Source organism: Ectobacillus funiculus (genome assembly GCF_004138295.1).
GTDB classification, from domain to species: domain Bacteria; phylum Bacillota; class Bacilli; order Bacillales; family Bacillaceae_G; genus Ectobacillus; species Ectobacillus funiculus.
The window spans coordinates 558,697-570,836 of sequence record NZ_SCFM01000004.1 but is presented as its reverse complement, the minus strand read 5'-3'; the positions used below and the strand labels follow the sequence as shown (position 1 = coordinate 570,836).

Sequence of the window (12,140 nt, the reverse complement as noted above, 5' to 3'; positions counted from 1 at the left end):
CCTTATACTGTACTCCTAAAATTTCCAACTGCATCGAATTCGTACCTAGCTGGAAATTTATACTTTCTTACAGTACAAGGAGAGAAATTAAAATCTCCCTGCTAATTTACTGCGTTCTTATCCTATTTTTTCACAAACGAAATTGACCTAAAAAGGAATATGCATCCCTTTTTAGGTCAACCTGTTAATTATAAATAGACGGTTCCCTTCACTTCTTTCCATACTCTTCTAAGTAAGTAATTCTCTCCAGCATCGTTGGGTGTGTATACAGGAAAAATTTTACAAGTCCTGGTGGGTTTACTTGACTTAAGCTTGTTTTGGAAAGATCTTGAAAGGTCTCTACAGCCGCTTTCTTGTCTTCCGTCATTTCCATGGCGTATTGATCAGACACCCGCTCCTCCATACGAGATACATAGTTTTCTGCCGGACTAACTGCAAAGGAAAGCACGGAGGAAACAAGAAAAAATAACGGGAGCACCGACAAACTGGCAAGAGTGCGTATGTTCAGCACGCCTCCCCATTTTGCAATGATAAACTGTAAAATGCGATGTATGAGATATAAGCCGACGAATGATATGGCGATCGAACTGGCTACAGCCCAATAAATATGCTTTTTCACGTAATGCGCCATTTCATGAGCCATAATAAATAAGATCTCGTTTTCACTCAACTGCTTCAGAGTTGTATCCCATAGTACGATACGAGAGTTCGATCCGATACCTGTTACATATGCATTTAAAGACTTCGTTTTTTCGGACATATTTACTTCATATACATTGTCAGCAGGAATATCTGCTTCGCTGGCAAGAGATAGAATTTTTTGTTTCAATTCCTGGTTCTGCAATGGCTGAAAGTCATTATACAGCGGGTCTAGGACAACCGGCTGGATAAACGTTAGAAAAATGGTAAACGGTACAGACAAGGCCCAAGCATGGAACCACCATCGTTTTTCACTTTTTCGGATCAGCCACATCAAAGTAGCAACAACGAGCAGCATGATGCCAAAGTTGACCCAAAAATCAATCACAATATCCTTGAACCAGCTTGCTAATGTTTGTGTTGAAATCCCATATGATTTTGACACTTGATAGCCCATCCATTTAAAGGGAAGCGCTAAAACTGTCGTTACCAGCGATAAGTAAAAGAAGTAAATAGCAACTTGCCCAACACGCAGCCTCGTAATCAGTTTAGCCGAATCCTCAAATCGTTTGGAGATACCAAGAACAAGGATCAGGAATAAAACAAGCCACTCAAATGGTGTCGCCAAAAAGAACAGCAAATACTTTGTGCGAGAAAATTCCTGACTCAGCATAAGCTCGCGGGCATTCATAAACGTTGCCGGATCTGCGCTTGTTCCCTTATACGCCTCTGGAATGTTCGCGCTTGTTCCATAAAATAAATACCAATATATAAACAGCCCGAAACATACATACATGAAAAGAGACCAACTCACTGCTTTGCGCATTTGTTCCCCTCCCCTTTGATGTACAAACTACTGCACGTACTATTATTGTAGTGCACAGCAGAAAAATTAGAACAAGCAATGCCGGATATCTTTCAGTTCTTCCCTTCAATTGCTTCCTTATAGTTATTTTTCTCACATTGTGGTTCATAAACAGAAGGGCAAAGGTGTGACTTCATTTATTTGATTAAAGCACGAAAGCGTACTTCCCTTGCGATCGTCATGCTGTTCTCTTTCCGTTTATTGACGGATGTGCGTTTAAAGATAATACACAGCTTTTTGTCTTGGTAGTTTCTAAGAATAGTCAAAAATTACAAGTAAGAAAATATAAAGAAATATTTGTGTTCGATCAAAAATGAATGATAAAGGGCTCTCTTCCAAATTTAGAGAGCTTTTTGGGGGAATTGGAAAAATTTAAGCAGGGTGAAAAATGTGGTGATTTTTTTATGAATTTAAACTCTTTAAGTTGTTACATTTCTTTTGAAGTATGTTCTATCACCTGTTCTTTATCATCAGCAAGGGATATCAATGTGCCTATGACTTCATCAAGTTCCGGTGACCCAACAAATATTCCCTCATTTGCGTTTCTTTCTTTCTCAATGAGAGCGACAACAGCTTTTACTAGGGCCTCATCCTTTTTCATGGCTTTTAGCCTCCTTTCTCCCATACCCCCAACCCCCCTGCCTCTAAAACCTCTTAGAGCACAATTTAAAGGCTTTGGTAGATAGTGTATACCACCTACTCCCGAAAAATACTCTAGTCCTTTAAAATGCCTATTCAAGCTCTGTTTGCTGAAGGGGATCAAGTAGCAGCTTATTTGGAATTTGAAGATATGCCTACAGGAGATGTAAAAGGTTCTTCACCACAGAAGGCGCTTTTTTTCTTTTACGGTGAAGGTTATTTTGCGGAAGGAAGTAGGCCGTGGGAGCTAGACATCGCCCCCAACAGTTATACTTTCATTATAAAAAAATGGACTGTCAGGAAAAACCTATCAAAATCAAAGGTTCCTATGACAATCCATTTTATATTTTCTCTTGCAGTTATTGTTTTCGCTAGCCTTTTCTATGTTTCAAACTATCGACATTGTACTTCCAGTTGTCTTTTTCAACAACAAATAATACATTATTTCGTACGCAAACGATCCAACAAAACAGCTAAAATAATAACCGCCCCTTTAATAACAAGCTGCCAATAATAGCTCACGTTTAACAAAGTAAGACCGTTACTAAGAACCCCCATAATAAGTGCTCCAATAATCGTTCCGCGAATGGTTCCGACTCCGCCGGTAAAGCTTGTTCCGCCGAGAATAACAGCGGCAATCGCATCTAGTTCAAAGCCAACACCGGCTGTTGGTTGTCCAGAATACAATCTACCTGCAAGCACTACGCCCGCAAGTCCTGATAAAAGACCGCTGATTACATACACTTTAATGAGGGTAGCTCCTACCTTAATTCCAGTAAGGCTGGCAGCTTCTTCATTTCCGCCGATTGCATAGACATGGCGGCCAAACATCGTATATTTTAAAATGAAGAAAGTAATGACATAAATGAAGGCCATAATGAAAATCGGTGTAGGAATGCCTACAATATCACCCGCGCCAAAAAATTTAAATACCGGATCTGCCAATACGATTGGATATCCTGCACTAATTACGTAAGCAAGTCCTCTGATGTATGTAAAGCTCCCTAATGTTACAATAAATGCCGGCAGCTTTACTTTAGCTGTTAAATAGCCATTTACAAATCCAGTTGCTACACCAATTGCCACACCGGCCGCCATCGCAATCATCGCATTAACTCCCTGCTGCGAAAGCATAACCGATATCACACCAGACAATGCAACTGTAGAGCCGACGGACAAGTCGATTCCGCCAGTCAAAATAACAAATGTCATTCCAGCTGCTAAAATAGCGATAATAGAAATTTGCTTTAATACATTAAGAAGATTATTCACCTCTAAAAAATTAGAAGTAAGCATTGACAGAACGACACACATTAACACAAGAATCACGATCGTGCTGTACTGATTCCATAGCTCTTTAATATTCCATTTTCCCTTTGCACGATTAGCCCGTAAAACTGACATGTCTGTTTTCATGCTATCTCTCCCGTCGCATAATACATAATTTTTTCTTGAGTCGCTTCAGCTCTTGGCAAGTTAGCCCTAATTTTTCCTTCATGCATAACTAAAACTCTATCACTTACACTTAATATCTCCGGAAGCTCGGAAGAAATCATGAGAATAGCCATTCCCGACTTTGCCAGCTCATCAATAATTTTATAGATCTCAGCTTTGGCCCCTATATCAACACCTCGAGTCGGTTCATCCAGAAGCAGCACTTTTGGCTGGATGAGAAGCCATTTCGCCAAAACAACCTTTTGTTGATTGCCGCCGCTTAAATTGACTACCTTTTGTTCAGGAGATGAAACTTTAATATGTAGCTTCTTAATGTAGTCTGCCGCCTCTTGGTGAATTTCTCTCCAATTTAAAACTCCTCCACTGCTATACTTTTGCAGCATTGTCATTGCTATATTCTCTTTAACAGACAAATCGAGAAACAAGCCTTGTTCTTTTCTGCTTTCGGGTACAAGGGCAATACCATTTTCAATTGCATCCCGGTGAGAAGCAATGTCTACCCGTTGCCCATTAATCCAAATCTCACCTGATTTATTAGCAACAGACCCAAAGATGGTTCGAACGAGCTCTGTTCGTCCTGCCCCGACTAGCCCTGCAAGTCCTACCACTTCCCCAGGATATACCTGTAGGTTGATCTTATCTATTACTTTATTATCAGATAATCCCTTAACCTCAAGAACAGGAACCTGCTCTGTCACCTGTACGCCGCTGCCAAGCTGTCGTTGGAATATATCCTTCGGTTCACGCCCCACCATTAATTTCACTAAATGATCTGGGTTCGTCTCCTCAATAGGCATACTGCTAACCCACTGACCATCCCGGAATACAGTACAGCGATCGGAAATTTTGAAAATCTCATCCATTCTGTGCGAAATATACACAATCGCTACACCTTTGGCTTTTAACTGATCAATAATAACAAATAGCTTATCAATTTCTTTATCTGTAAGAGTTGCTGTTGGTTCATCCATGATTAATACTTCCGCTTGAAACGAAAGCGCACGCGCAATTTCAACCATCTGCTGCTCTGCAATGCTCAAGGATGACACGAGTGTTTTGGAATCTAACGTTGAACCGATAGATTCCAAAACAACTGCCGCTTTCTCATATACTTCTGTCCATTTCACCATACCAAATTTATTTTTTGGTAAAACGGTTCCCATAAAAATGTTTTCAGCAATGGATAAGTTAGGAGATAACTTCAATTCCTGATGGACCACACTAATTCCATTCAATTTCGCTTCTAAAGTATCTTTCCACGTCACATTTCTATTCTTATACTCTATCATTCCGGAATCCGGCTGATACACGCCACATAAAATTTTCATCAAGGTAGATTTTCCTGCACCGTTTTCCCCCATAAGCGCATGCACTTCCCCTTTATACAGCTCCAACTGCACGTTATCAAGCGCCTTCACTCCAGGGAATGCTTTGCTTATACCCGACATTTTAAGAATAGAATTACCTTTTGTCAGAGGACGAGCTGTCATTTCAGCCTGTTTCACAATATCCCTCCTTCTATATATCATTGCAGTGCGAATGCTCAGTAACCACTAATTGTCTGGATTTTACCAGCCTTTGTAGCTATTAATTGTATCTTGTGTCACTAGTTCTACCGGTACCTTAATCTCAGATTCTACTTTTTCTCCTTTAATAATTTTCATGCCAATATCAACAGCTTGTTTTACAATTTCGTCAGGATGTTGTGCAGATGTAGCAACAAAGCTCTTATTTTCTTTAAGAGCATCTACAGCTTCCGGAGCACCGTCAACCCCAACAATAAAGAACTCCTTATCGCGTTTTGCCTGCTCAGCAGCAATCTTTACTCCCAGTGCTTCAGGATCGTTGATCGCAAATACAGCATCGATTTTCCCTGATGAATTCGCTTGCAAAATATTTTCCATTACGGTTAACGCTTTTTCTCTGTTACCTTCCCCGTTCTGCTTCGCTACAACCTTCACATCAGTTCCTTTAATTGCATCTTCAAATCCTTTAATACGATCTTTCACAGCAGTTACTGGAGGACCATCAATAATTGCGATATTCCCTTTATTTTGTAAACGCTTTAGAAGATATTCGCCAGCAAGCTTCCCTGCTAAGTAATTATCAGAAGCTACAGTTGCGCTTACTCCGCCGTCTGCGCCAACATCAACTGCGATAACCGGAATGCCTGCTGCCTTCGCTTGTTGTACAGCTGCTGCAATTCCTTTTGAATCTACTGCATTTAAAAGAATCATATCTACTTTTTTCGTTATAAAATCTTCCACCTGTGCCATTTGCTTGGACAAATCATAGTCAGCGCTTACAACAATCGCCTCGCCGCCTAGTTCCTTAGCAGCCTCTTTAGCACCTTTTGACATAGAAACAAAGAAAGGATTACTTAACGTACCCACCGTTAGACCAATTTTAATCTTTTTATCCCCTGAACCTGAAGCGGATGTGCTTGCCGAGTTACTGTTTCCATTACTGCAAGCTGCCATTATAAGCAACAATAAAACCATGAAAGGTGCCAACACTTTGTAGATAGCTTTTTTCATTCTTCTTGTTCCCCTTTTCTCTTTTAATAGTTCCCCTTACCTCTTCTTGCTCATTTTTGGACATTTGATGGTAACGCTTTCACCTCTTTGCTCATTTTTAATCAATTTTCACCATATGCCTTGGAATATAATGACCATATGTGATTATTTATGATTATAATTTATGCTTTTTTAAATTACAATGATATTTATGAATTTTTTTACCATTAAATATATTTAATACCATTAATGTTTTATTTAGTTAAAAAAGATTACTGATTGGCGATCTGTTAGGCAATAATAAAAGCCTAGTTGCGCTTAAAGCTTATTCCTAAAATTTCCTGCTGCGTCGAATACGCTTCTAGCTGAAATTTTATACTTTAAAATGTAAAATAACCCCCATACAGCCATTTTGGCTGCATGGGGGTTAGAAATAAGGTCGCATATACTACGGGCGAACAACATGCACATCAACTCCAGTTTCTCTGAGCTTCTCTACAAATGACTCAGGAACACCGGCATCAATAATACATTTATCGACATCATGAATATCAGCAAATTTTGCAAAAGTCGATTTCCCAGCTTTACTATGATCTGCCAATAAGATTACTTGTTTTGCGATTCCAATCATTTTCCTCTTTGTTGCCGCCTCAATAAGATTAGGAGTTGTTAACCCATCTTCCACTTCGATCCCGTTTGTCGCAATAAATGTCTTATCTACTCTGAGCATGGATAATCCGGCTTCGGCAAGTGGACCTACTAGCGCACACGTCTCTTTTCGGAAATTCCCCCCTACCATCACAACATCAATTCCTGAAACATCCTGCAATTCCTGCGCAAAAACAAGGGAATTGGTTACTACTGTCAGTTTTGAAAAAACCTGTAGTTCTTTAACAAGTTGGAAGGTCGTTGTTCCAGCATCAAGCAAAATTGTATCTCCCTCTTCAATAAACTCCAGTGCTTTTCTGGCGATTGCTTTCTTCTCATCCTGAAACTTATCTTCCTTCTCATCAAAGGTTGGTTCAAAATTGACATTTTGGAGAGCAATAGCCCCTCCATGCGTTCTTCTCAATAAATTCTCTTCCTCCAACTCCTTTAAATCCCTGCGAACTGTGGATTCAGATACCTCAAAAAATTGACTTAGCTCTTGAACAGATGCTCTTGAATGTTCTTGTACATATTGAAAAATTTTCATTTTCCGCTCTTCGACAAATAACATAGAAATATCCCCTCCCTATCGAATCTCTCTCTTTTTATTCCCCCCACATATAGCCGCTGCTCGCCAATTCAATGGGTCCGTCAAATACAGCCTTTGCCTGATCAACTAAATCAGCTATATTTCCGTAGTGCGGAAGATGGGTTAATAAAAGCCGTCCTACACCTGCTTCTCTCGCGATCATTCCTGCCTCTGTACTATTCATATGCCCCGGCTTCGTTCCATCCTGATCCGCATACATATTACACTCACACATAAATAAGTCTGCTTCCTTTGCAAACTCCATAAATTCCGATTTATAGCTGGAATCCGCTGTATATACAATTGTTTTGCCGCCAGCAGTGATTCTCATGGCAAAGCATGGAACCGGATGCTTTGTTTCTAGAAAGGAAACCGTAAACGGACCAATTTCAATTGTTTTTGTTGGATCATATGCGACTCCCTTTGTATAAGGATTATGTGTTAACGAAGTAAAACCTTTCTCATCCAGTGCATGACCGTAAATAGGCAGCTCCGGCACATTTCCGACTGTCAAACTTTTAATAAGACGTCCATATTGAAGTACCCCGATATCAGCTACATGATCATGATGATAATGAGATAGAATAACTGCATCGAGCTCCTCAACCTTTATGTACTTTTGCAGCTGTGATAGTACAGCACTCCCGCAATCAACAAGAAGCTGAAAGCCATTGTGCTCAAGCAAATAGCCAGATGTTGCCTCTCCCCCCTCTGGATAGCCCCCCCAAAACCCAATTACCGTCATTTTCATACCATTCACCCTCTCTTATTCTTTCCACTTGTTAGTTTTAGCACTACTTTACACTATAATCGGTAAATTGAACGTTTTCATTATTTTTTATTTTGTTATAAAACAGATGTTGACTTTTTATCGTTGTGTTAATACAATGATAATAACAAAAAGAACATTAACGATTAGGGAGGAATAAACATGTTACAGAAACCATTAGAATTCTTCAGAAATTTACCTTCAAAAAAATGCTGTGAGTGCGGACGAGAAATCGAGGAATTGCACGAGGTGTATCAAAATAAATGTGACGACTGTACTCATACAGCAGAATAAACAAAACTCGCCGACTGGCAAGCTGCCAGGCTAATACAGTCATATTTTTTACGGTAGAACCCTGGACCATTAGCTCCAATTCAAATTCATATACTTCTCATTTTCTAAGGAGGAACACACATGATACAAAAACCATTGGAATTCTTCAGAAATTTACCGTCAAAAAAGTGCTGTGAGTGCGGACGAGAAATCGAGGAGCTGCACGAAGTGTATCAAAATAAATGTGACGACTGTACGCATACAACAGCAGAATAAAAAAAAGCCCAGCATATTCGCTAGGCTAATACAGTCGTATGTTTCACGGTAGAACCTTTAATCATTAACTCCAATTCGAACTCATATACTTCTTGTTTTTTATAAGTTTTTGTTCGAATTTTTTCCATCATTAATTCAATTACTTTCTTTGCCATCTGATCAACGGGCTGACATACTGTTGTAATTGTCGGCTCCATAATTTCCGATAACAGCTGATTATCAAATCCGATAACGGCAAGCTGCTCCGGAATGCTCCACTGATGGCGCTTGGCTTCCAATATGATTCCTGCTGCTACTTCGTCTCCACCGGCAAAGATAGCAGTAGGATTTTCTTTTGTATCAAGAAGATCTCGAAATACCCTGCAGCCATCCTCCATATCGTAGGCATCCTCCACAAATTCAACAGAATCTACTTGCTCTTTATGCTCTGACACAGCATGCAAAAACCCTTTTTTTCGATGCTGCACGATCATACTGCTTTTATCGCTGCCGCTGCAAAACAACAGACGGCGATGCCCCTGCTCTAATAAATGCTTTGTTGCCACATATGCACCTTCCGCTTGATTAAATTTCACCATCGGAATATGCGCCTCATCTGTATACTCATTGCACATTACAATCGGTCCATGCTGTAAATATGGCTCTACAATCGACCACTTATTTTGCAGCGAGCATAAAATAATACCATCAACCTGCTTTGTTGACAATAGCTCCAAATATTCTAATTCCTTTTCAGGTAAATATCTTGTTTGGCAAATGATTAATTTATACTTATAGTCTGAAGCGAAAATTTCCAATGATTCTATTAATCTGCTGAAAAAGGGATTTGTGACACGAGGCACGAGCACAGCAACAGTCTCCGTTCTTTGCTTTCGCAATCTCCGTGCAGCGGAATTTGGCACAAATCCGAGCGTATTCATCGCAAACTTCACTCGTTTTTTCTTGTCCTCCGATACATATGGATGATTGTTAATCACTCTCGATACAGTTGTCCGTGACAAACCAGCCAGCCTCGCAACGTCTTCAATTGTTGACACCACATTCTCCCCCCTTTAACTGAAAGCGTTTTCTGTTTTTACATTATATAAGATACGATAAGAACTTTCAATGGAAAGAGCGGTTTTTTGTTATATTGAAAATATGACATTTTTTTGAACTCCTATCAATTAAGAAGATCTAATAGAAATATCGCTGACATTCCTCTATAGCTGCTGTACAAATTAGAAAACGAGAAACTTCTGTCTTTAAAGAAATGTTACAATGAGGAGAAAAGATTAGAGTAGATATCAGTGAAAATTTGTTGATAGATTGAACTGGAGGTCGCCTTACTTATGAGAAAAATTGCAGCAATACTTCTTATATCTGTATCCGTATTGCTATTATCAGCCTATGGATTATACAAGCTGATGAATGCTCGTACCTTTCAGCTATTCGGCGAGGTTGTCTCTAGCCTGGACACAAATCAAAAAACTGTAGCGCTCACCTTCGACGATGGTCCGAATGATAAGGCAGATCACGTTCTGCACATACTAAAACAAGCAAATATAAAAGCAACCTTCTTCCTGATTGGAGAAAGTATAGAAAAGTATCCAGAGGAAGCTGAAAAATTGGTACAAGCTAGTCATGAAATCGGAAACCATACTTATTCTCATCAACGCATGATCTTTAAATCTCCATCCTTCATCGAGAATGAAATTGAAAAAACTGACCAACTCATTCGAGAAGCAGGTTATGAGGGGGAAATCTTGTTTCGTCCTCCATATGGAAAGAAGATTCTAGGATTACCTTATTATTTGAGCAAGCATGATCGAAAAACAATTATGTGGGATGTTGAGCCAGAAAGCTACCCAGAGATAGCGAAAAGCCCAGAGACGATTGTTCAATACGTACTTCAACATACAAAGCCCGGCTCTATTATCCTGCTTCATATTTGGCATTACTCTAAGGACGAGCAAAGCTACATTATCGAGAACGTAACAAAGGGGTTAAAAGAAAAGGGATATACATTCCAAACTGTTTCACAGCTGTTACAATAGACTGCTTTTTAAAATTTGAAATAAGTAAAGAGGGGTGCACCGTTTCCCCCTCTTTACTTATTTTTTCATCTCATGACTTCCCTAGCACCCATTACTTTTACGAAACATCATAAAGGCAAAGAAAAAGCCAATCACCATCAGCCCAATGGAGGTCGCAAATAGTACACTACCTCTGCCGAAAGAAAGCGTTGATTATTTATTTCAGCGCTTTGACATAAGTACAAAAGGAGGAGCCCACGAAGGTCTTGGCACATATATAATCGCAAAAACAACAAAGCAGTACGACGGAATGCTACGATATACATACGAAGAGCCTATGCTTTCCATTAAAATCAAGGTGCCTATTGTTGTGGAAAAGAAACAGATAGAAGGATGAAACATGCCTTCAAATCATACTGTAAAGCTTAAGCCTCTCATTTTAGCATTTCCAATTCTATATCTCATTCACGATATAGAAGAAATTTTTACTATTGAACCGTTTCTGCAGCAGCACACAGTGATACCATTTCACGTCACAACGCTTCAATTCACTATTGCTTTTCTGCTTTTATGGGCTTTGACGTTCGTTGGGTGTGTACAAGCGCTCAGGAATAGACTATTTCTGGGCATGAATCCCCTTACATTCTTTTCATTTTTAGTGCCTGGCATCTTCTTCGCAAATGGCGTTGGTCACTTGCTTCAGTTTCTTTTCTTTCACGGCTATGTTCCTGGTCTTATTACAGCTATTTTGATTATTTATCCGTATTCTCTGTTTGCTTTGAGCCTGCTGCTAAGGGAAGGTATATTAACAACAAAGAAATTTTTGTTGTTTTTTTGCTTGGGGTTTCTTTTACAAGGTCCTTTCGCAGCAGCTGCGTTGTTTCTTGCGGGATTATTACTATAGCTGTGATTTCAGCCCTTTCTCCTATGCAAGAATACAAAGTAGTAGGCGCTCGCAAAAAAGACTAAGTAAATGGGCAATATACATACGCAAATGCTATAAAAGTTTGAATCATGATTTCGAAAACTTCAATCATTTAGCCGCTTCTTTAATAATTTACCCACTCTCCTTTCTTAGACACTAAAGATATAAAATACACTTAAAACAATATACAATAAACCCTTCATTAACCATAATAAGGAAAAATATTTAAATAATAAAATAGGAATTCTATATTTCGAAGTACATTTTATTTAGGAGGAATTCATGTATGACAGTCATCAATAATCTTAAGCAAACTCTTGCTGGATTAAAAAGTGCTCAAGCAAGCTTAGAAGGATTTGCGCTTGCCACTGACAACCAACAAGCAAAACAATTGTATCAAAATACTGCTCAGCAAACACAAACAATTATTGATTCTTTAAACCCTCGCATTCAGGAGATTCAGCAAGAAGAACCTCAATACAACCAATAATTACAATTCCCGCAGCCTAAGAGGACTGTAGTTGGACTATA

The 12,140-nt window shown here is 39.3% G+C and carries 14 protein-coding genes; 6 read left to right on the top strand and 8 right to left on the bottom strand.

Translation table 11 applies throughout. The features are described 5' to 3' along the window. Positions 1-208: 208 nt before the first annotated feature. The 7 genes from EP737_RS04230 to EP737_RS04200 all read right to left on the bottom strand — a co-directional run bounded on the left by EP737_RS04230 (position 209) and on the right by EP737_RS04200 (position 8,102). On the bottom strand, positions 209-1,465 hold the full coding sequence (locus EP737_RS04230; protein WP_129726633.1) for a M48 family metallopeptidase: 1,257 nt from the start codon (positions 1,463-1,465) through the stop codon (positions 209-211). 466 nt (positions 1,466-1,931) lie between these two features. Beyond that, positions 1,932-2,129, bottom strand: coding sequence for a hypothetical protein (locus EP737_RS04225; protein ID WP_129726632.1), 198 nt, complete (start codon positions 2,127-2,129; stop codon positions 1,932-1,934). Positions 2,130-2,584: 455 nt separating this feature from the next. Beyond that, positions 2,585-3,559 (bottom strand): ABC transporter permease, encoded by a 975-nt coding sequence (locus EP737_RS04220; protein ID WP_129726631.1) that lies wholly within the window; start codon positions 3,557-3,559, stop codon positions 2,585-2,587. Further along, positions 3,556-5,103: a sugar ABC transporter ATP-binding protein gene (locus tag EP737_RS04215; RefSeq protein WP_342772881.1), complete on the bottom strand. Its 1,548-nt coding sequence runs from the start codon at positions 5,101-5,103 to the stop codon at positions 3,556-3,558. The genes EP737_RS04220 and EP737_RS04215 overlap by 4 nt, the downstream gene beginning before the upstream one ends. 63 nt (positions 5,104-5,166) lie before the next feature. Beyond that, positions 5,167-6,135: an ABC transporter substrate-binding protein gene (locus EP737_RS04210; protein WP_129726630.1), complete on the bottom strand. Its 969-nt coding sequence runs from the start codon at positions 6,133-6,135 to the stop codon at positions 5,167-5,169. Positions 6,136-6,562: 427 nt separating this feature from the next. Beyond that, positions 6,563-7,333: a DeoR/GlpR family DNA-binding transcription regulator gene (locus EP737_RS04205; RefSeq protein WP_129726629.1), complete on the bottom strand. Its 771-nt coding sequence runs from the start codon at positions 7,331-7,333 to the stop codon at positions 6,563-6,565. Between the two features lie 34 nt (positions 7,334-7,367). After that, the gene (locus EP737_RS04200) at positions 7,368-8,102 is read right to left on the bottom strand and encodes an MBL fold metallo-hydrolase (RefSeq protein WP_129726628.1); all 735 of its coding nucleotides are present in this window, start codon (positions 8,100-8,102) and stop codon (positions 7,368-7,370) included. A 180-nt stretch (positions 8,103-8,282) separates the two neighbouring features. Here EP737_RS04200 and yhfH (EP737_RS04195) point away from each other — a divergent pair, with 180 nt between their 5' ends. Continuing rightward, on the top strand, positions 8,283-8,414 hold the full coding sequence (gene yhfH, locus EP737_RS04195) for a protein YhfH (RefSeq protein ID WP_129726627.1): 132 nt from the start codon (positions 8,283-8,285) through the stop codon (positions 8,412-8,414). 120 nt (positions 8,415-8,534) lie between these two features. After that, positions 8,535-8,669 carry a protein YhfH gene (gene yhfH / locus EP737_RS04190; protein WP_129726626.1) on the top strand — a complete coding sequence of 45 codons (135 nt, stop codon included), beginning with the start codon at positions 8,535-8,537 and terminating at the stop codon, positions 8,667-8,669. Between the two features lie 20 nt (positions 8,670-8,689). Here yhfH (EP737_RS04190) and EP737_RS04185 read toward each other — a convergent pair whose 3' ends face one another. Beyond that, complete coding sequence (locus EP737_RS04185; RefSeq protein WP_129726625.1) at positions 8,690-9,706, bottom strand: LacI family DNA-binding transcriptional regulator; 1,017 nt, start codon at positions 9,704-9,706, stop codon at positions 8,690-8,692. A 294-nt stretch (positions 9,707-10,000) separates the two neighbouring features. Here EP737_RS04185 and EP737_RS04180 point away from each other — a divergent pair, with 294 nt between their 5' ends. The 4 genes from EP737_RS04180 to EP737_RS04170 all read left to right on the top strand — a co-directional run bounded on the left by EP737_RS04180 (position 10,001) and on the right by EP737_RS04170 (position 12,099). Further along, positions 10,001-10,705, top strand: coding sequence for a polysaccharide deacetylase family protein (locus EP737_RS04180; protein ID WP_205650876.1), 705 nt, complete (start codon positions 10,001-10,003; stop codon positions 10,703-10,705). A 145-nt stretch (positions 10,706-10,850) separates the two neighbouring features. Continuing rightward, positions 10,851-11,081, top strand: coding sequence for a hypothetical protein (locus tag EP737_RS25950; RefSeq protein ID WP_205650875.1), 231 nt, complete (start codon positions 10,851-10,853; stop codon positions 11,079-11,081). A 3-nt stretch (positions 11,082-11,084) separates the two neighbouring features. Then, a complete protein-coding gene (locus tag EP737_RS04175; RefSeq protein ID WP_129726624.1) occupies positions 11,085-11,588 on the top strand; it encodes an HXXEE domain-containing protein in 504 nt (167 codons plus the stop codon). A gap of 307 nt (positions 11,589-11,895) precedes the next feature. Next, positions 11,896-12,099: a DUF1657 domain-containing protein gene (locus EP737_RS04170; RefSeq protein ID WP_129726623.1), complete on the top strand. Its 204-nt coding sequence runs from the start codon at positions 11,896-11,898 to the stop codon at positions 12,097-12,099. Positions 12,100-12,140: the final 41 nt, after the last annotated feature.

Bases quoted from the DNA above. Each gene is read 5' to 3' on its own strand.
- EP737_RS04230 (WP_129726633.1), bottom strand. From the start codon at position 1,465: ATGCGCAAAGCAGTGAGTTGGTCTCTTTTCATGTATGTATGTTTCGGG.
- EP737_RS04225 (WP_129726632.1), bottom strand. From the start codon at position 2,129: ATGGGAGAAAGGAGGCTAAAAGCCATGAAAAAGGATGAGGCCCTAGTA.
- EP737_RS04220 (WP_129726631.1), bottom strand. From the start codon at position 3,559: ATGAAAACAGACATGTCAGTTTTACGGGCTAATCGTGCAAAGGGAAAA.
- EP737_RS04210 (WP_129726630.1), bottom strand. From the start codon at position 6,135: ATGAAAAAAGCTATCTACAAAGTGTTGGCACCTTTCATGGTTTTATTG.
- EP737_RS04205 (WP_129726629.1), bottom strand. From the start codon at position 7,333: ATGTTATTTGTCGAAGAGCGGAAAATGAAAATTTTTCAATATGTACAA.
- EP737_RS04200 (WP_129726628.1), bottom strand. From the start codon at position 8,102: ATGAAAATGACGGTAATTGGGTTTTGGGGGGGCTATCCAGAGGGGGGA.
- yhfH (WP_129726627.1), top strand. From the start codon at position 8,283: ATGTTACAGAAACCATTAGAATTCTTCAGAAATTTACCTTCAAAAAAA.
- yhfH (WP_129726626.1), top strand. From the start codon at position 8,535: ATGATACAAAAACCATTGGAATTCTTCAGAAATTTACCGTCAAAAAAG.
- EP737_RS04180 (WP_205650876.1), top strand. From the start codon at position 10,001: ATGAGAAAAATTGCAGCAATACTTCTTATATCTGTATCCGTATTGCTA.
- EP737_RS25950 (WP_205650875.1), top strand. From the start codon at position 10,851: ATGGAGGTCGCAAATAGTACACTACCTCTGCCGAAAGAAAGCGTTGAT.
- EP737_RS04175 (WP_129726624.1), top strand. From the start codon at position 11,085: ATGCCTTCAAATCATACTGTAAAGCTTAAGCCTCTCATTTTAGCATTT.
- EP737_RS04170 (WP_129726623.1), top strand. From the start codon at position 11,896: ATGACAGTCATCAATAATCTTAAGCAAACTCTTGCTGGATTAAAAAGT.